This is a genomic window from Kribbella sp. VKM Ac-2569 (assembly GCF_004216905.1).
In the GTDB taxonomy this organism is placed as follows: domain Bacteria; phylum Actinomycetota; class Actinomycetes; order Propionibacteriales; family Kribbellaceae; genus Kribbella.
In genome coordinates, this window is record NZ_SGXJ01000002.1 from 650,521 (window position 1) to 669,694 (window position 19,174).

Sequence of the window (19,174 nt, forward strand, 5' to 3'; positions counted from 1 at the left end):
GAATGACCCCCGCCAAGGCCGGGCCCCGTACCCTGGCCAGCATGACGGGGATGTTGACCGCGCGGCCGCTGCCTGCCCGGAGCAGGGCGTTCGACCTGTTCCTGGCCGGTGGTCTCTGCATGATGTTCGGCTTCCTGTCGCTGGCCCAGGCGCACTGGAGCGGCATCCTCGCGTTCGGCATGCTCGTCCCGTTGATCTGGCGCCGCACCCACCCCGAACTGGTCTTCTTCGTCGTCTGTTCGGTCGCCGCCCTGCAGTGGCTCGCCGCCATCGAACTGATGCCCGGCAACGTCGGCCTGCTCGTCGCGTTGTACGCCATCTCCGTGTACGGCGACGTACGGCTGAGCCGGATCGCGCTGGGCATCGGCGGTCTCGGCGTCCTGATGGCGACCTCGCGGTACTGGTCGAACTCGGACTGGAAGCAGCAGGTCACGATGATGGTCGCGCTCGGCGCGCTCGTCTTCGGCGTCTGGGCCTTCGGCGAGCGCCGCCGTACCCGCGGCCTGTACGTCGCTCAGCTCGAGGAGCGGGCCGCCCAACTCGAACGGGACCGCGACCGCGAGGCGAAACTGGCCGTGAGCAACGAGCGGACCCGGATCGCCCGCGAGATCCACGACGTGGTGGCACACGGTCTGTCGATCATGATCGTCCAGGCCGACGGCGGGCTGTACGCCGCGGACCAGTCCCCCGAGGCGGCGAAGAAGGCCCTCGCCACGATCGGCGACACCGGCCGCGGCAGCCTGACCGAGATGCGCAAGATGCTCGGATTGCTCAAGCAGGACGAACAGAACGAGCTCGACCCCAACCAGCCCCGCCCGCAGCCCGGCGTCTCCAGCCTGCCCGAGCTGATCGAGAACGTCCGGGACGCCGGGCTCAGCGTCAGCTACGAGGTGACCGGGGAACCCCGCGACCTCCCGGCGCTGCTCGGACTGACGGCGTACCGGATCGTGCAGGAGGGTCTGACGAACACGCTGAAACACGCCGGGCCGGGGGCACGCACCTCCGTCAGCCTGGACTTCGGGCGCGAGATGCTGACCGTGGTGGTCACCGACGACGGCCGCGGCGCCGGCGTCGCGCCGAGCTCGGACCCGGGTCACGGCCTGGTCGGGATGCGGCAACGCGCCTCGGTCTCGGGCGGTACGGTGAGCGCCGGACCGAAGGCGGGCGGTGGTTACGAGGTGATCGCCAGACTGCCGTACAACCTGCCGACTGGAGAGTAATGGACGACGACGTGATCCGGGTGTTCCTCGTGGACGATCAGGAACTCGTCAGAGCGGGCTTCACGATGCTGGTGGACTCGCAGGCCGACATGCGCGTGGTCGGCCAGGCGGGCGACGGCGGCGAGGCGATCGAGAAGATCCAGGTGACCGCCTGCGACGTGGTCCTGATGGACGTCCGGATGCCGCGGCTGGACGGCGTCGAGGCCACCCGCCGCTTGCAGTCGTTGCCCGAGGCACCGAGGGTGATCGTGCTGACCACGTTCGATCTCGACGAGTACGCGTTCGCCGCGATCAAGGCCGGCGCGGCCGGCTTCCTGCTCAAGAACACCCCGCCGGCCGACCTGCTGAGCGCGATCCGCCAAGTGCACTCCGGGGACGCCGTCGTCTCCCCGAGTACGACGAGACGTCTGCTGGAGCACTTCGCCGGCTCCCTTCCCGACGAGCAGACCGAGCGACCGGACCTGGCCGACCTGACCGCCCGCGAGCGCGAGGTGCTGGTCGAGGTCGCCCGCGGCCTGTCGAACACCGAGATCGCCAAGCTCTTCACGTTGTCCGAGGCAACGGTCAAGACGCATATCGGCCGGATCCTGGCCAAGACCGGTCTCCGGGACCGGGTCGCCCTCGTCGTCCTGGGGTACGAGACCGGGCTCGTCCGACCCACCAAGTAATACCCAGGTAGGACCTGCGGTCCCCACCCTGGTCCGACGAAACCCGGGCGCGGGATCACTAACTTCTTGGACAACATCACGTTGATCCAAGGAGTGACATGAGCTTGCAGACCGGGGAGCTTGCGGCCGGGCGGTTGCCGCAGGACGGGGAGCCGCAGACCGCGATCCGGGCGCACGAACTGCGCAAGGTGTACGGACAGGGCGACACCGCGGTCGCCGCGCTCGACGGGGTCTCGGTCGACTTCGGGGTCGGCCAGTTCACCGCGATCATGGGCCCGTCGGGGTCCGGCAAGTCGACGCTGATGCACTGCCTGGCCGGGCTCGACACCCCGACCGAGGGTCAGGTGCTGCTCGGCGAGACCGAGCTGACCCGGCTGCCGGACGCGGAGCTGACCAAGATCCGCCGGGACCGGGTCGGCTTCGTGTTCCAGTCGTTCAACCTGCTCCCGATGCTGACGGCCAACGACAACATCCTGCTCCCGCTCGAGCTCGGCAACCGCAAGCCCGACCAGGAGTGGCTGAGCACACTGATCGAGGTACTCGGGCTCGGCGACCGGCTCACGCACCGCCCGTCGGAGCTGTCCGGTGGCCAGCAGCAGCGGGTCGCGGTGGCGCGGGCCCTGGTCGGCCGCCCGGAGGTCGTGTTCGCCGACGAGCCGACCGGCAACCTGGACTCGCGGTCCGGCGCCGAGGTGCTGGGCTTCCTGCGCCGCTCGGTCCGCGAGTTCGGCCAGACCGTGGTGATGGTGACGCACGACCCGCTGGCGGCGTCGTACGCCGACCGCGTCGTGATGCTTGCCGACGGCAAGCTGGCCGGCGAGCTGCGGCAGCCGACCCCGGAGAGCGTTCTCGACGCGCTGCGCCGGCTGGGGGCCTGACGTGCGACGTTCGCTCCTCTCCTCGCTGCGCGCCCACATGGGCCGCTTGGTCGCCGCCTGTCTGGCGATCGTGCTCGGGGTCGGTTTCGGCTCGCTCGCGATGATCGTGCACGCGTCCGCGTCGCACGGCGTCGACGAGACGATCGGCGCGCAGTACAAGGGCGTTGACGCCGTCGTCTACCCGGACCAGGCGACCATCTCCCCCGCCGACATCGCCAAGGTGCAGAAGCTGCCGCAGGCCGCAGCAGTCGTCACGCTGACGACGGCGTACATGGAGTTCGCGTTCCCCGATCTGGTCCGCGGGACCACGGTTCCGATCGACGCGCTCTACAGCACGCCGCAGATCACCGGCCCCGGCACCTCGTCCGGACGGTTGCCAACCGCAACGAACGAGATCGCCCTCCCGGCCCGCACCGCGACCAAGCACAAGATCGGCGTCGGGCAGACGCTGCGGATCACGTCGTACGACGACAAGTCGTGGACCGTCACCGTCGTCGGGCTGCTGGACGACTCGAAGTACGTCGGAAGCGCCGCCGCGGTCGCGACTCCGGCCGCGGTGAAGATCTTCGATCCGGGCGCGTTCACCCGCGGGATCGCACTGGCTGCGAAGCCCGGCGTCACCCAGCAGCAACTGGCCGACGCCGCGCAGGCCGTGGTGGCGAGCGGACTGACCGCCTTCACCGGCGAGGCCTTCATCGAGCACGAGGTGAAGGGTCTGACCAACGGTATCGACGTCCTCGGCGGTGTGTTCGGGATGTTCGCCGTGATCGCGTTGTTCGTGGCCTGCCTGGTGATCGGCAACACCTTCACGATCGTGATCGCCCAGCGCACCCGTGAGATGGCGCTGCTGCGCTGCGTCGGTGCGTCCCGCCGGCAGGTGTTCTCCTCGGTCCTCGCGGAGGCCAGCGTGGTCGGCGTGATCGCGTCGGCGATCGGTGTGGTCTTCGGCGTCGCAGTCTCCGCGCTGGGCCTGGCGCTGTCCCGCGAGTTCGACTGGGGCATTCCGCCCGTACCACTGCACCTGGACCTGGTGTCGCTGTTCCTGCCGCTGGTCATCGGTGTCGCGGTCACGCTACTGGCAGCCGTCGTACCCGCTCGGCGGGCAACCAAGGTGGCGCCACTGGCAGCGCTCCGTCCCGAGGCGGCTCCGACGGCCGCGACGAAGGCCGGCGTACTGCGGTTGGTCCTGGGCTTCCTGCTCCTCGCGGGTGGCGGCGTACTGCTGGCGGTCGGAGCGAAGCAGCACGAGGTACTGATCGGCGTCGCGGGCGGCGCGATCTCGTTCCTCGGCATCCTCGCGATCGGTGCGCTGCTCGTCCCGGCCCTGATCCGCGTGATCGGCGCGCTCCCTGCCCGCAGCGGCGTACCCGCCCGGATCGCCGTCGCGAACGCGGTCCGCAACCCCCGGCGTACGGCGGCCACCACGTCGGCGTTGCTCATCGGCGTGACGCTGATCAGCCTCACCTGCGTCGGGATCGCCTCGGTACGGAAAACGTTTGATGTATCGATGGACGGCCAGTACCCGGTCGATCTGATGGTGACGACGTACAAGGAGAAGATGCCGGCGAGCGCCGAGCAGCAGCTCCGCGACATCAAGGGCATCACCCAGGTTGTCCCGATCAGCAAGCTGATGGTGAAGTCCGGCGGTCAGGAGCTCGAGGTCACGGGCATCGACGCGGCTGCGGCCGGATCAGTGATCCACAACCCGTCGCTGGCCGCGGAGGTCAAGCCCGGTACGGCGTTGCTCGACTACCCGACGATGCGGATGCTGAAGGTCGAGAACGGCAGTCCCGTGACGATCGTGTCGGGGCAGCACAAGCTGACACTGACCGCCCAGCGCGGGAACGGACTCGACCCGTTCACGGTCACCTCAGCCGACCTCGCGAAGCTGGCGCCGAGCTCGCCGGTGACCGGGTTCTGGCTGGCGTCGGACCCGAAGGCGGACGGCGGGGACGTGATCGACGCCGTGGAGCAGTCGATCCCGACCGTCAAGGATCTTTCGGTGCAAGGCGGATTGGCCGAGCGGACCAGCTACACGAAGATCTTCGACGTACTGCTGATCGTCGGTATCGGTCTGCTCGGGGTCTCGGTGCTGATCGCGCTGGTCGGCGTCGGGAACACGCTCAGCCTGTCGGTGCTGGAGCGGACGCGGGAGAACGCGCTGCTCCGGGCGATGGGCCTGTCCCGCGGTCAGTTGCGCCGGATGCTCGCGGTCGAGTCGTTGCTGATGGCACTGGTCGCGGCCGGTCTCGGGATCGTCCTCGGTCTGATCTACGGCTGGACCGGGACGAGCGCGCTGATGGGCGGTCAGACGGTCGAGGGCGGCGTGGAGTACGCCGTACCCGGGACCCTGCTGATCGCGATCGGCGCGGTCGCCGCGGTCGCGGGCCTGCTCGCCTCGGTGCTACCCGCCCGCCGCGCGGCCAAGGTCGCACCGGCCGGCGCACTGGCGACCGAATGAGCCAGCGGCTCGCCCGGCTTGAGGGGGCCGGGCGAGCCGCTTCCGGGGGACTGGAGACACGCCCTGGAGGGCTGGCACCCGACATGCACTGTTCCCACTCACCATCTCCTGTCCCCACTCCCCATCTCCTGGTTCCGGTCGCCCCGTCACCCCACACCCGCCAGGCCCGTCCCCGGCGCAGGCGACCCGGGACGACGTTCACTGCCTTGCCTCGGGCTGGCCGACCTGGCGGCGACTGGGTCGGTTGGTGGACAGTTGTTCAGGACGTCGGTGGAGGATTTCTGGCGCTATAGCAGGAAAACCCTCCTACCTGCCACTGTCACCATCCCCGTCAGGCGGCGGAGCACGACGTGCCAGTGGCTGTGCCGGGAGGTGACGGACGTGGGTGAGGGCTCGGGCAGGTGCAGTCTGCTGTCAGTGGTTCCTGTTAGCGGGGAACAAAGTTGAAGATTTCGACGATGTCTTTCCCCGCGACAGCTCACGCGGGCTGACGCGACAGCTCACCGTCGGGTACCGCCGAAACCCACCACTCGACGGACACCGGTACCTGCGTCACATGAGCGGATAACCCTTCGCCTACGGGGTTCTCCCCTCGTGTATCAGTAGAGAACCCTGCACACGAAGGGATATCCGCTCGTGTTCTGCTCGTCGTGCGGTTTCGTAGGCTGTGGGAGATCGGGCTCTGGACGGTCAGACGATCTCGATGCGGTTTCCGTGGCCGTCGGTGGTGTGGAAGCGCCGGCGGCCCGGGATCGTTTCGTTGTCCCAGGTCACCGGGAAACCCAGATCCGCCAACCGGGAAGCCAACGCGTCCAGGTCGTCGACGGCCAACGCGGGATGAGCCTTCTTCGCCGGTGTGAAGTCCTGCTCCACGCCGATGTGGATCTCCGCCGCCCCGGCCTTGAACCAGCACCCGCCGCGCGCCTTCAGCAGCTCCGGCTTCTCCACCTCGGTCATCCCGAGCGCATCGCGGTAGAACGCCCGCGCCACATCCTCACCACCCGGTGGACACGACACCTGCACATGATCGAGCCGCATCGTCATCCTTTCTTCTGCGCAACCGCGAAGATCCGGCGGAACGGCAGCAGCGTCCCGTAGTCCCGCTGCGGATACGCCTCCGCCAGCCGAGCGCCGTACTCCGCCTCGAACTTCGGCCGTACGTCGTCCGGCAGCGATTGCAGCACCGGCCGCGCGCCGGTCCCCTTCACCCACTCCAGTACGGCGTTGTCGCCGGACAGAAGGTGGAAGTACGTCGTCTCCCACGCATCCACCACGCAACCTTCCGCACTGAGCGCGTCGACGTACTCGGCCGGACCAGGTACGTCGGGACGCAACGACGTGTCCTTCGCGTACTCGGCGTACGGCTCGGTGGCAGCCAGCTCTCGCAGGATCGCGTGCGACGGAGCATCGCCGTTGCCCGGGATCTGGATCGCCAGCCACCCACCCGGCCGCAGCGCCCTGACGAACCCGGGCAGCAGGTCGAGCTGCTCCGGCACCCACTGCAGCGTCGCGTTCGTGACGATCACATCCAGCGAACCGGGCTCGACGCTCCACTCGCGGACGTCACCGAGCTCGAAGCTCAGGTGGTCGTCGGCGTACTGCGCGGCCGCCTCGAGCATCTGCGGCGAGCTGTCGACCCCGCGGATCACGGCCTCCGGCCAGACCTGACGCAAAGTCGCGGTCAACGCGCCGGGCCCGCAGCCCAGGTCGACCACGGTCAGTACGTCGGTCGCCCGGACCCGCTCGACCAGGTCCCGGAACGGCCGGGCGCGCTCGTCGGCGTACGTGCCGTACTGCTCTGGACTCCACACCGGTGACGTGCGCATCGGACTGCCCCTCTCAGATCATTTTATCTTGACGTCGAGATACTCTAGACCTGTGACTTGTCTTGATGTCAAGAGTCTTGATGGGTACTCTCGACCGCATGGAGGACGAGGTCGATCGGCTGATCGAGGCGTGGCGCCGCGAGCGCCCCGACCTCGACGTGGCGCCGATGGAGGTGCTGTCCCGGGTCAGCCGGCTGGCGCGGCATCTCGATCGCGCCCGCAGCCAGGCCTTCGGCACCCACGCTCTGGAGTCCTGGGAGTTCGACGTCCTCGCAGCCCTTCGCCGAGCGGGTACGCCGTACCAACTGTCCCCCGGCAAGCTGCTCAAGGAAACCCTGGTCACGTCCGGCACGATGACGAACCGGGTCGACCGGCTGGCCGCACGCGGTCTGGTCGAGCGGCTCCCGGATCCGCATGACCGGCGCGGCGTACTCGTCCAACTGACGCCCGCAGGCCGGGACAAGGTCGACGCCGCGATGGCCGACCTGCTCAGCCATGAGCGCGCGCTGCTCGGCGGCCTCAGCGACGGCGACCAGCAGAGGATCGCCCGAGCGTTGCGGGAGCTTGTCCGCCCGTTCGACCTGGAAAAGCACTGACCGAAAAACACTCGGTTTGCGTGGCCGACAAAGCGCCTTGTTCGTACGGACAAAGCGCGGCCGAAATAACCCCGGAATTATCCGAAAAGACGACCCGTCACTTCCGCCCCGGTCCGATCGTTGCTAGTTGCAACGAGATCGAGAGACTGCTGTAGCCGACGACTATCGACACCGGCTGGGCCCACTACTAGGGTCGTCACCGTCGGTGGCTGATCGACTACAAAATGTCAGAACACGGTGACTTCGGCGGCAAGAGGTGGTCCGCCGAAAGCGGTCGCGCGGTGTCCGGGGCTCGGGGCCCGAACAACGCCGGCCGGCACGGGGCCCGCTCACCCAGGAGCTCGGCGCACCCCTCCGAATGACAGGGGATCGGAGGGGGCGCCGTGGCTCGAACCCCTGCTACTCCGCGCGTTCCGCCGCTTCGAACCAGGCTGTTTCCAGCTCACCGCGCTCGTCGGCCAGCTTGCGGAGCTCGGCGTCCAGCTCGGAGAGCCGTTCGTAGTCGCTCGCACTCGCGGCCAGCTGGTCGTGCAGTTTCGTCTCCGCCTCGGTGATCTTCGCGAGCTGCCGCTCGATCCGGTTCAGCTCTTTCTTCGCCGCCCTGGCCGCTGCCGCGTCAGCCATCGGACGTTCAACCACCTGGCCATTTTCCGCCGTTGACAAATCGGTGGACACCACCGATGCCGGCGTCAACGCATTCGACGCCGTCCGCCGCGGAATTCCCGCCTCGAGTTCGTCGAGATACTGATCGACACCGCGCGGCAGATGCCGGACCCGGGCGTCACCCATGATCGCGTAAACCATGTCGCTGACCCGCTCCAGGAAGTACCGGTCGTGGGTGACGGTGACGACGACGCCGGGCCAGCTGTCCAGGAAATCCTCGAGCACGGTCAGGGTCTCGACGTCCAGGTCGTTGGTCGGCTCGTCGAGGATCAGCACGTTCGGCTCGTCGAGCAGGATGCGCAGCACCTGCAGGCGGCGCCGTTCACCACCGGACAGGTCCGAGATCCGCGTCGTCAGCTTGTCGCCGGTGAACCCGAACCGCTCGAGCAGTTGCGACGACGTCAGCTCACCGCCTCGCCCGGCGAGGGCCGCCGTACGACGGATCGCGGTGATGTGGTCGAGGACCGTGACCGTGTCGTCGATCTCCTCGAGGGTCTGCGACAGGTTGGCGATCCGGACCGTCTTGCCCTGCTTGACCAGGCCGCGGTCCGGAGCGAGCTGCCCGGTGAGGACCTTGAGGAACGTGGTCTTGCCGGCGCCGTTCGGGCCGAGCAGCCCGATCCGGTCGGCCGGACCGAGCCGGAACGTGACGTGGTCGAGCATCTTCCGGTCGCCGAAGCTCAGGCTGACGTCCTCGACGTCGAACACGTCCTTGCCGAGCCGCGCGGTCGCCAGCTGCGACAGCGCGAGCTTGTCCCGCGGCGGCGGCACGTCCTCGATCAGCGCGTTGGCCGCCTCGATCCGGAACTTCGGCTTGGTGCTGCGGGCCGGTGCGCCCCGGCGCAGCCAGGCGAGCTCCTTCTGCAGGAGGTTCTGCCGCTTGGCCTCGGTGACCTGCGCGGAGCGGGCCCGCTCGGCCTTGGCGAGGACGTACGCCGCGTACCCGCCGTCGTACGACGTGACGCGGCCGCCCTGCACCTCCCACGTGTCCGTGCAGACCTCGTCCAGGAACCAGCGGTCGTGGGTCACGACGATCAGCGCGCCGGCGTGGTCGACGACGTGCTCCGCGAGCCAGCTGACGGCCTCGATGTCGAGGTGGTTGGTGGGCTCGTCGAGAATCAGCAGATCGACCTCGGTGAGCAGGAGCCTGGCCAGGGAGGCCCGGCGACGCTCGCCACCGCTCAGGCTGCCGACCATCGCCTGGTGGTCGACTTCGCCGAGCAGGTGCTCCATCACCGAGCGCGCCCGCGGATCGGCCGCCCAGGTGTAGGTCTCGGCATCGCCGAGTACCGCGTGCAGCACAGTCTGGTCCGGGTCGAGGTCGTCGCTCTGACCGAGGTACCCGAGCCGTAGGTCGCGATTGTGGGTGATCCGGCCGCTGTCGGGCTCCTCACGCCGGGCCAGGACCTGCAGGAGCGTCGACTTGCCGTCGCCGTTACGCCCGACCACGCCGATGCGCTCACCACGGCCTACGCCGAGACTGACCGAGTCGAGCAGTGTGCGGGTCCCGAAGCCCTTAGAAACAGCTTCCAGATTGACCAAGTTAGCTACCGCCATAACGCGCCCAAGGGTAGCTGACGCGGACACGGTTCCCCCGATCGTGCCAGGATCGTCCAGGTGTTGACTCCCGCCTGGCTCGAAGGACTGTCCCTCGGCGACGCGATCGCCGCCGATCCGCTGGAAGGCGGCTACGCCAGCAAGACGTTCCGCGTGCGGACGACGCTCGGCGAATCGGTGGTCGTGAAGACGCAGGACGACCTGCCACCGGACCTGTACGCGTTGGAGGCCGACGGTCTCGACGCGCTGCGTGCACCCGGTGGATTCGCCGTACCAGAGGTCCTTCGGGTGACACCGGCGTTCATCGTTCTGACCGACCTCGGTACGCCGGAACCGTCGCCGACGTACTGGGAGGACGCCGGACGGGCGCTGGCGCTGCAGCACCAGCAGACCGCGGACAAGTTCGGGTACCACCAGGACAACTACCTGGGCACCCTCCCGCAGCGGAACCCGTGGACGAGCGACGGGCACGCCTTCTTCGCCGAGCACCGCCTGCTCCGCTACCTGGAGGAGCCGAACTGCCACAACCAGCTCCCGGAAGCCGACCGCCGCCGCCTCGAACGCGTCGCCGGCCGGCTCCCCGAGCTGATCCCACCGCAACCCCCGTCCCTCCTCCACGGCGACCTGTGGCACGGAAACCTCCTCCCGGCCCCGGACGGCGGCCCGGCCATGATCGACCCCGCCGTCCACTACGGCTGGCCCGAGGCCGAGCTGGCGACTCTCCTCATCTACAACCAGCTGTCGGAGACCTTCTTCGACGCCTACGAGGAACTCCACCCGCTCGCCCCGGGTTGGCGTGACCGCCTCCCCCTCCTCCACCTCCGAGAGCTGCTCTGCATCACCGCCCACTGGCCCGACCGCGCCGAGACTGTCACCGAGATCAGCACAATCCTCAAACAACTCGACTGAGGTTCAGGACGTACTGCTTCTCGTTGAGGGGGTTGCCGTCCGTGCGGGCTCGGCTGGGGGCTGGACCTGGGACGAGGCTGTAGCTGTCGAAGCTGGTAGCGAGGAGTGCCTCGCCTCGGCCGAGGGTGGGGAGCATCAACTCGAAGAGGTGCGTGGTGGCGGCCGGGATGGTGCCTTCGATGTGGGCCTGGGTCTCGGTGAGCGTGGTTTGGGTGACGATGCCGCGGTGTTCGGCGACGTGAGCGAGGAGCCGCGAGACCGTGTCAGACGGAACGTCCAGCTCGAAGTAGTTCACCGGCTCCAGGACCGTCGTACCGGCCTCGGCGACCGCCTGCAGGAGGACGAGCGGCACCAACCGGCGGAAGTCGGCGGCCACGGTGACCGGGCTCCAGTACGCCGTGTGCGTCAGATCCACCCGGATGTCCGGGATCTCCCACCCGAACAGCCCTTGGTGCAGCGTCTGCCGGACCGTCTCCTCGATCGCCGTGTGGAACGCCCGCGGCAACGCGCCGAGCTCCACCTCCAGGTTGTACTCGATGCCCTCGGCAACCGGTGAGACCCGGAAGCCGACGCCCGCCGCCCACGGACCCTCCGTGATCTCGCGGGTCGAGGCACCGGTGCCGATCAACCGCTCGACATGGATCGGCGTCGTCTCGCTGAAGGTGACGTCGACGCCGTACTCCGACTCGAGGAGCGACGCGATCACCTCCTTCTGCACCTCGCCGTACAGGCTCACGGTGATCTCGTCGGCCTTCCGGACCCGGATCAGCGGATCCTGCTCGGCGAGCTGCGTCAACGCCTGGAACAGCTTCACCCGGTCGCGCGCACTCACCACGGTCTCCAGCGTCGGCGGCGCGAACAGCCGACCGACCTGCGCCGTCCGTAGGCCGAGCTGGTCGCCGATCCGGATGCTCTTCAGTCCCCGCAACGCCACGATCTGACCCGCCTCGGCCCGATCCACCGCGTGCCGGCCGCCGTCGCCGAAGACGTCGATCCCGCTCGGCCGCACCTGGTACGCCGGACCATCCACGGGATGCACCGGGACCGACGTACGCGCGGCCAGCGTCCCGCTGACGATCCGTGCGGACGCGATCTTCTGCCCGGCCGCACCCCGCTCGACCTTGAACACCCGCGCCCGCAGCTCGTCCTCCGGCGCGGCGATTGCCCGCGGCAACCACGTGCGGATCCCCTCGATCACCTCGGCGATCCCGACGCCGGTCATCGCGGATCCGAAGTACACCGGATACATCTCGGCCTTCGCGACCTGACGCCGCAGCTCTGCCGCATTGTCGGCCTCTGCGCCTTCGAGGTACAGCTCCAGGAACGAATCATTGCGCTCGGCAAGCATCTCGCCGACTTCGCCGCGTTGCACCGGCAGTGGTACGACGGACGCCGTACGCAGACCGAGATCCGCCACCGACTCCATCGGTACGGCGGCCGGCGTCAGCAACCGCCGGATGTCGGCGAGCAACTCGTCGTACCGCGCGCCCACCCGGTCGATCTTGTTCACGAACAGCAGCGTCGGGATCCGCAGCCGGTCGAGCGTGCGCATCAGCAACCGCGTCTGCGGCTGCACGCCCTCGACCGCGGAGATCACCAGCACCGCGCCGTCCAGTACGGACAGCGCGCGCTCGACCTCGGCGATGAAGTCGGAGTGCCCGGGGGTGTCGATCAGGTTGACCGGCAGGTCGCCGAGCGCGAACGACACCACCGCCGAGCGGATCGTGATGCCGCGTTTCCGCTCGAGGTCCATCGAGTCGGTTTGCGTGTTCCCGTCGTCGACCCGGCCGACCCGGTCGATGACGCCGGCGGCGTACAGCAGCCGCTCGGTCAGGCTGGTCTTACCGGCGTCGACATGCGCCACAATGCCCATCGTCAGAGAGTTCAAGAGTCCTCGCGAATGCGTCGAAGCGATCAGTACCCATGGGGTGGATCGATCCGCGGCGCATCCCGGTCTCCTGTCTGAGTCGATGGGGTCTCTGCTCGGACGGTAACACCACCAGAGCCCGAGGACGAGCGATTTTCCTAGCGGCTGACGATCGCCGGGAGGATCCGGGCGCCCGGGACGGGGCCTTCGGCCTGGCGGACCATGCGGCAGCGGCCGGATTCGGCGAGCTCCACGGCCAGGTCGACGGCGCTGCGGCTGTCAGCGGCGAGGAAGAGGCAGGTGGGGCCGGAACCGGAGATCTGCGCGGCCAGAGCACCCTGGTCGAGGCCGAACTGGAGCGTCTCGCCCAGCTCGGGACGCAGCGACAACGCCGCGGCCTGCAGGTCGTTGCTGAGCGCAACGGCGAGTGCGCCGGGCTGCCCGGACAGCAGGGCGGACATCAGCTCCGGACGAACCTGCGGCGCCTCGACGCGGCGCAACGGACGCATCCGGTCCAGCTCGTGGTAGACGTCCGGCGTCGACAACCCGCCGTCAGCGATCGCGAACACCCAGTGGAACGTCCCGCGGGACATCACCTCGGTGACCTGCTCGCCCCGTCCCTGACCGAGCGCGGTGTGGCCGACCAGGCAGAACGGCACGTCGCTACCGAGCTCGGCCGCATGGTGCTGCAGCTCGGTCTGGGTCAACTGCAGGCCCCACAGCCGGTTGCACGCCACCAGGGTCGCTGCCGCGTCAGTCGATCCGCCGGCCATCCCGCCGGCCACCGGAATCGTCTTGCGGATCGTCAGGTCGACGCCCTCGTCGACGTCGTACTCCGCCTGCAGCAGCTGCGCGGCCCGCACCGCGAGGTTGGTCTCGTCGGTCGGTACGTCGTCCGCGAAGTCGCCGGAGATCTCGACCGAGACCTCGCCGTCGTCGTCCCGCAGTACCGCGGTCACGTCGTCGTACAGGGCAACGGCCTGATACACCGTCGCGACCGGGTGGAAGCCGTCCGGACGCGGCGGACCGACCGACAGACCGAGATTGATCTTGGCCGGCGCCCGCACCGTGACCTCAGCAGAAGGTGGCACGTCGCACAGGTTAGTGCCTTACACAGTCCGACCTGCACCTGCGAGTGCGGCGAATTCCGTGATCCCGAGCATCTCCCCGCGCACTCGCGGGTCGATCCCTGCGGCGCTGAGCACCTCGTCGAGCCGTGCACGGTCGGGCATCCAGCGGGCCAGCGCGGACCGGATCGTCTTACGGCGCTGCGAGAACGCGGCCTCGATCACCGCGAACACCTCCTCGCGGCTCGCCTCCGTCGCGGGGGGCTCGCGGCGCTCGAACGCGACCAGCCCGGAGTCCACATTCGGCGCCGGCCAGAAGACGTTCCGTCCGATCGGTCCGGCGCGCCGTACGTCGGCGTACCACGCGGCCTTTGCGGACGGTACGCCGTACGTCCGCGAACCCGGTCCGGCCGCCAGGCGGTCCGCGACCTCGGACTGCACCATCACCAGGCCGTGCCGCAGCGAGTCCGAGACCCGGAGCAGGTGCAGCAGCACGGGTACGGCGACGTTGTACGGCAGGTTCGCCACGCAAGCGGTCGGCTCGCCGATCTCCGCCGGCGTTACGTCCATCGCGTCCGCCTCGACCACGGTCAACCTGTCGGCCTGGTTCGGCGCATACGCCGCGACGGTCGACGGCAGCGCCTGCGCGAGCAGCGGGTCGATCTCGACCGCGGTGACCCGGTGCCCGTCCGCGAGCAGCGCGAGCGTCAGCGACCCGAGGCCCGGGCCGATCTCGAGGACCGTCTCGCTCTCCGTCAGCTCGGCGGCCCGAACGATCCGGCGCACCGTGTTCGGGTCGATGACGAAGTTCTGGCCGCGCTGCTTGGTCGGGCGGACCCCGAGGGACGCGGCCAGCGAACGCACGTCCGCCGGACCGAGAAGTCTCGGTCCGGCGGACGTGGATGAATCAGACGAGGTCACCTCGTCAGTTTGTCACTAGGCGCGCTGGCCGCAGACAGGCCATGCGCCGTAGCCACCGCGGTCGGCCTTGACCTTCTCCGCGATCGCGATCTGCTGCGCCTTCGACGCACCGTTCGCGTTGTAGGCGTACGCCGTACCGCCGTAGGCAGCCCAGGTGCCGTGGTCGAACTGCAGACCGCCGTAGTACCCGTTGCCGCTGTTGATCGACCAGTTGCCGCCCGACTCGCACTCGGCGATCCGGTCCCACGCACCGACGTTGCTGCTCGTCGGCGTGTCGGTCTCGGTGGTCGTGGTGGTCGGCTCCTCCGGCTTCGGCTTGGTGCCGATCACGACCTGCTCGTCGACCGCCTTGGCCACCAGCTTCGACCCGACCACCTTCGTGGCCGACAGCTTGCCGTCCAGGTAGGTGTACAGGTACGTGACGGCCTTGGAGCCGTTGGTGCCCTTGGTCGTGGTCTTCTTGGTGCCCACTTCCAGCGTCGCCGACTTGGTCTCGTCGGTGCCGTGCGCGATCGCCTCGGTCTTCGTGACGGTCTTCTGCAGGACCTGCACGAAACCGATCTTGTTCACGCCGAGCTTCAGCGGGGTCGCGGCGGCCGGGGTGATCCGGTCGTCGGAGTCCCAGCGGACCTTCGCCTCGGTCAGGGCCTGACCGACGGTGCCGGCCAGCGACTTGATCGTCACGGTCTTGCCGAGGTGCACGATCTGCACGGTCTTCGGCGTCGTGACGGTCAGCTCCAGGCCCTGGCGGCCGAGCGGCGCACTCCGGCTGGTGGACAGCTGGGCGCCGTCGTAGCGGAGACCCAGATCGGCCAGCGCCTCGTTCACGCTGTCGGCGGTGGTCCAGTAGGCCTTCTTGGCGCCGTCCGCGTTGACAGTCAGCGGCCGCCCGTACTGCACGGCGATCTCCTGGCCGTCCTGCAGCTTCGAGTCCACGCCGGGCGCGACGACGTCGTGCTCACCGACCTGAACTTTCTCGGCCTTCAGGGCGTCTGCCACGGTGGAGCCGAAGGTGTGCACCTTCCGCACCTGGCCGTCGACGGAGACAGTGACCGTCTTGCTCTTCGCGGCATACGCCACGGAGCCGCCTGCGACGGCGAACGCAGCCGTCGCACCGACGGCCACGATGATGGACTTACGCACTAACGCTCCCAGGTAGGGCTACCCGGGCACGGGGTGGGCCAGCACAGGCACCGGCCGAAAGCGCCAGGCTGGAGGCCTGGAGCCTGTGGTCGACGCCGAGGGGCGTGCTGTGCCCGGAACCTTCCCCGATCCCGGCCAACATCACGGGACCATAACGAAGAAGTCGCGGAAGTGCCAATCCCCTGGTCGGCGAGTCGTAAAAAGGTGTAACGGAGTCCTTACACCGTGTGATTGCCCCACTGCCCCCGATGCACCACTTCGGCGGTCGTCCGGCGCCCCCGTTTCAGCGACGGCGAGCGCTTGTCCGGGGCCCGGTGACCGACCGACAGCACCCCGACGAGATCGAACCCCTCGGGTACGCCGAACTCCTTCAGCAATCGACCCACCTTGTCCGCAGGAGGCCCGAAAAAGCAGGCTCCCAGGCCTTCGTCGACGACCGTCTGCAACATCAGCAGGACCGCCATCCCGGTGTCGACGTACCAGTACGGCGCGGTCCAGCGACCCTCGTCGCGATCGGTCCAGCCCTTGTCCGCCTCGGTGTACCGATCGAGGTACGCGTCCTTGTGCGCGAAGGCCAGAATCAGCAACGGCGCCCGGCGCAGCCCTGTGATCCATTCAACATATTTCGGATCCGGATCCTCGGCCGCGATCCGCCAGTACCGCTCCCGCTCGTCGCCCTCCAACGTCAGGAACGCCCACCCCTGACTGAACCCACCCGAAGGCGCCCGCAACCCGTTCCCCAGAATGCGCTCGCGAACGTCGTCCGGCACCGCCCGATCCGGGTCGTAGTTCCGCACCATCCGCCGCCGCCGCACAACCTCACTGAACTCCATGACGCTTGTCTACCAGGAGCCTCCGAAGGCGCGGTTGGCGTTGTCGTTGAGGGCGGTGCAGAGTTCGGGGACGGAGATGTTGAGGACGTCGGCCATTTTGCGGACGGTGTGCGGGATGAGGTACGACGCGTTCGGTTTGCCGCGGTACGGCGACGGGGTCAGGTACGGGGCGTCGGTTTCGACGAGGATGCGGTCGAGGGGGGTGACGGCCAGGGCGTCGCGGAGGGACTGGGCGTTCTTGAAGGTGACTACGCCGGCGAAGCTCAGGTACGCGCCGCGGTTCGCGCATTCGCGGGCGAACTCGGTGTCGCCGGAGAAGCAGTGCATCACCACCCGGTCCGGTACGCCTTCGCGATCCAGGATCCGCAGGATGTCGTCGTGCGCGTCGCGGTCGTGGATCATCAGCGTCTTGCCCAGCCGCTTCGCCAGCTCGATGTGCGCGGCGAACGACTCGTGCTGCGCGGCCTGCCCGTCCTCACCGGTACGGAAGTAGTCGAGCCCGGTCTCACCGATCACCCGGACCTTGTCGCTGCTCGCCGCGAGCCGCTCGATCTCGGCCAGTGCACTCTCCAGTTCACCGGCTGCTTTCAGCTTCGGCGCCTCGTTCGGGTGCAGGGCGACGCCGGCGATCAGGTTCGGGTACGTCGTGGCGGCCTCGACCGCCCACACCGCGCCCGGCAGATCGCAACCCACCTGGACGATCCGGGTCACACCGACCGACTTGGCCAGCCGGATCGCCTCCGCCGGACTCAGCCAGTCCCCGTCCTCCCCGTCGGCGATATCAAGATGACAATGCGCATCAACCACACTCATCGGCAACGGATCAGGAACCGCCGGCCGGCTCCGATCCCGCGACCGCCCGTCCTCCCCCACCGCAGCCCGCTCCCGAGTCGGCCGACCCACCTCCACACCATCACCCATAAGCCCCAGATTACTGAGTCGCTACCGGGTTGTTTCACCGCTGGCGGGTTGCAGCACGTCAGCCGACAAACAACCCGGCAGCGGGAGTTGTCCACAGGCGCGAAAGTCGGGTGAGGTGAGGGAGGCGGTTCGCGGCATGTTCTTAGGCATGAATCTCAGGTTGGAAGTGGCGGCTGCGGGGCGTGGTGGGTGGTTCTCGCGGCGGGACGCGATTGTTGCCGGGTACTCCGATGCTGATCTCCGCAGGCACGTCGGGTCCGGGCGGTGGGTGCGGATAACGCGCGGTGCCTACGCGGAACGTGGACCTGCTGTCGAGGCGATGCCGCTGTGGGAGCAGGCTGTCTGGCTTCATGTGCGTACGGCGCGGGCGGTCTACCACCGCCTGCACGCTCGCGCGGTCGTGAGCCATCAGTCGGCGTTGCTGCTGCACGGCGTACGGGTGTCGGAGCTGGATCTGCGCCGAGTACATGTGACCAGGTTGCTCGGTGCCGGTCGGTCCGATGGTGCGGTCTGCCAGCACGCTGCCCGGCCGGCGGTCGACGTGGTGTGCGAGATGGACGGCGTACGGACGACGCACGCCGCGCGAGCCGTGGTCGAGACCGTGCGAGCAACCAGCTACCCGGTGGCGGTCTCAGTCGTGGACCAGGCGCTGCGGTTGCGGGTTGCCACGCCCGCGCAGTTGACGGATGCACTCGAACCGTTCGCCAGACGCAGCGGTATCCGCACAGCCGGCCGTGCGGTCGAGTTCGGCGACGGCCGGGCAGAGTCGGTCGGAGAGTCGTGGCTACGAGTAGCCCTGGCGGGCTTCGGCCTGCCCGCTCCCCTACCTCAGGCGGAGATCCGCGACGAGTACGGCGTACTCGTCGCACGCGTCGACTTTCTGTTCGAGCAGTACGGCGTGATCGTCGAGTTCGACGGAGCCGTGAAGTACGGCGACGGCGGCCGGGATGCCCTGGTCGCGGAGAAGTTCCGCGAGGACCGCCTCCGCGACCTCGGCTACCAAGTAGTCCGCGTCACCTGGCCCGACCTGGCAGACCCCGCCGCCCTCCTCGCCCGACTCCGCCGGGCCATCGCTCGCTCCGGTCCGGTGGCGGGTTATGTGACCGCTGGCGCGCTGTAACCCGTCAGCGGTCAAACAACCCGCTATTCGGAGGATTCGGCGGCGGACTTGACCTTCGTCACCAGTTGTTCCCACATGTCTTGGGAGTGTTTGGCTTCGTCTTCGGAAGCGTTGTTGTCTTGTTCTAGTTTTAGGTGGGTGTTGGCGGTGAGGGTGTAGGTGAGGGTGTGGTAGTTCTCCGGTACGTCGGGTTGGCCCGTGAGGGGACTGAAGTGGGTGAACTTCAGTAACCGGCCGGGTTCTACGGCTAGGACTTCGCCCTTGTCCTGGTAGGGCTTGCCTTCCCATTCGCCGGTCCAGGTGATCGGACTGCCTACCTTCCAGTCGGTCTCCACCTCGGCGCCGAACCACAGCTGTTTCAGCTGGTCCGGGCTCGTCAGTATGTTCCACACTCGCGCGGTCGGCGCGTCGATGTCGATCTCGGCCACGGCCAGATACCCAGTCATTGTGAAACTCCCTTCTGCCCCCGACAGTACGGTTCCCCTCCGCCATGCGCTTGTAGAAAAGCGTCAGCCGGATCGTGC

At 68.4% G+C, this 19,174-nt stretch carries 17 protein-coding genes; 7 read left to right on the forward strand and 10 right to left on the reverse strand.

The window, feature by feature from the left end; genetic code table 11:
• Positions 1–41: 41 nt before the first annotated feature.
• From EV649_RS16185 to EV649_RS16200, 4 genes are all read left to right on the forward strand, one after another.
• The gene (locus tag EV649_RS16185; RefSeq protein ID WP_241998262.1) at positions 42–1,220 is read left to right on the forward strand and encodes a sensor histidine kinase; all 1,179 of its coding nucleotides are present in this window, start codon (positions 42–44) and stop codon (positions 1,218–1,220) included.
• The gene (locus tag EV649_RS16190; RefSeq protein ID WP_130384270.1) at positions 1,220–1,888 is read left to right on the forward strand and encodes a response regulator transcription factor; all 669 of its coding nucleotides are present in this window, start codon (positions 1,220–1,222) and stop codon (positions 1,886–1,888) included. The genes EV649_RS16185 and EV649_RS16190 overlap by 1 nt, the downstream gene beginning before the upstream one ends.
• A 98-nt stretch (positions 1,889–1,986) precedes the next feature.
• A complete protein-coding gene (locus tag EV649_RS16195; RefSeq protein WP_130384271.1) occupies positions 1,987–2,766 on the forward strand; it encodes an ABC transporter ATP-binding protein in 780 nt (259 codons plus the stop codon).
• A gap of 1 nt (position 2,767) precedes the next feature.
• Entirely contained in the window at positions 2,768–5,227 is a 2,460-nt protein-coding gene (locus EV649_RS16200; RefSeq protein WP_130384272.1) for an ABC transporter permease, read from the forward strand.
• A 690-nt stretch (positions 5,228–5,917) separates the two neighbouring features.
• On the opposite strand, the gene EV649_RS16205 is transcribed toward EV649_RS16200, so the two are convergent.
• Complete coding sequence (locus EV649_RS16205; protein WP_198682523.1) at positions 5,918–6,265, reverse strand: VOC family protein; 348 nt, start codon at positions 6,263–6,265, stop codon at positions 5,918–5,920.
• 2 nt (positions 6,266–6,267) lie between these two features.
• Complete coding sequence (locus EV649_RS16210; protein WP_130384274.1) at positions 6,268–7,053, reverse strand: methyltransferase domain-containing protein; 786 nt, start codon at positions 7,051–7,053, stop codon at positions 6,268–6,270.
• A 98-nt stretch (positions 7,054–7,151) separates the two neighbouring features.
• Here EV649_RS16210 and EV649_RS16215 point away from each other — a divergent pair, with 98 nt between their 5' ends.
• Positions 7,152–7,649: a MarR family transcriptional regulator gene (locus EV649_RS16215; RefSeq protein ID WP_130384275.1), complete on the forward strand. Its 498-nt coding sequence runs from the start codon at positions 7,152–7,154 to the stop codon at positions 7,647–7,649.
• Positions 7,650–8,048: 399 nt separating this feature from the next.
• On the opposite strand, the gene EV649_RS16220 is transcribed toward EV649_RS16215, so the two are convergent.
• Positions 8,049–9,869 (reverse strand): ABC-F family ATP-binding cassette domain-containing protein, encoded by a 1,821-nt coding sequence (locus tag EV649_RS16220; protein ID WP_130384276.1) that lies wholly within the window; start codon positions 9,867–9,869, stop codon positions 8,049–8,051.
• A 60-nt stretch (positions 9,870–9,929) separates the two neighbouring features.
• On the opposite strand from EV649_RS16220, the gene EV649_RS16225 reads away from it, so the two are divergent.
• Entirely contained in the window at positions 9,930–10,778 is an 849-nt protein-coding gene (locus EV649_RS16225) for a fructosamine kinase family protein (protein ID WP_198682524.1), read from the forward strand.
• On the opposite strand, the gene EV649_RS16230 is transcribed toward EV649_RS16225, so the two are convergent.
• From EV649_RS16230 to EV649_RS16255, 6 genes are all read right to left on the reverse strand, one after another.
• On the reverse strand, positions 10,762–12,651 hold the full coding sequence (locus EV649_RS16230) for a TetM/TetW/TetO/TetS family tetracycline resistance ribosomal protection protein (RefSeq protein ID WP_198682525.1): 1,890 nt from the start codon (positions 12,649–12,651) through the stop codon (positions 10,762–10,764). The two genes, EV649_RS16225 and EV649_RS16230, sit on opposite strands and share 17 nt — an antisense overlap.
• A gap of 152 nt (positions 12,652–12,803) precedes the next feature.
• Positions 12,804–13,736, reverse strand: coding sequence for a 4-(cytidine 5'-diphospho)-2-C-methyl-D-erythritol kinase (locus tag EV649_RS16235; RefSeq protein ID WP_130384278.1), 933 nt, complete (start codon positions 13,734–13,736; stop codon positions 12,804–12,806).
• An 18-nt stretch (positions 13,737–13,754) separates the two neighbouring features.
• Positions 13,755–14,633 (reverse strand): 16S rRNA (adenine(1518)-N(6)/adenine(1519)-N(6))-dimethyltransferase RsmA, encoded by an 879-nt coding sequence (gene rsmA / locus EV649_RS16240; RefSeq protein ID WP_130384279.1) that lies wholly within the window; start codon positions 14,631–14,633, stop codon positions 13,755–13,757.
• Between the two features lie 15 nt (positions 14,634–14,648).
• On the reverse strand, positions 14,649–15,776 hold the full coding sequence (locus tag EV649_RS42025) for a resuscitation-promoting factor (protein WP_130384280.1): 1,128 nt from the start codon (positions 15,774–15,776) through the stop codon (positions 14,649–14,651).
• A gap of 218 nt (positions 15,777–15,994) precedes the next feature.
• Positions 15,995–16,609, reverse strand: a complete 615-nt coding sequence (locus EV649_RS16250) for a nitroreductase family protein (protein ID WP_130384281.1) — start codon at positions 16,607–16,609, stop codon at positions 15,995–15,997.
• A gap of 9 nt (positions 16,610–16,618) precedes the next feature.
• Entirely contained in the window at positions 16,619–17,530 is a 912-nt protein-coding gene (locus EV649_RS16255; RefSeq protein WP_130384282.1) for a TatD family hydrolase, read from the reverse strand.
• Positions 17,531–17,678: 148 nt separating this feature from the next.
• On the opposite strand from EV649_RS16255, the gene EV649_RS16260 reads away from it, so the two are divergent.
• Positions 17,679–18,650, forward strand: a complete 972-nt coding sequence (locus EV649_RS16260) for a type IV toxin-antitoxin system AbiEi family antitoxin domain-containing protein (RefSeq protein WP_130384283.1) — start codon at positions 17,679–17,681, stop codon at positions 18,648–18,650.
• A gap of 23 nt (positions 18,651–18,673) precedes the next feature.
• Here EV649_RS16260 and EV649_RS16265 read toward each other — a convergent pair whose 3' ends face one another.
• Entirely contained in the window at positions 18,674–19,096 is a 423-nt protein-coding gene (locus EV649_RS16265) for an SRPBCC domain-containing protein (protein WP_130384284.1), read from the reverse strand.
• Positions 19,097–19,174 lie beyond the last annotated feature (78 nt).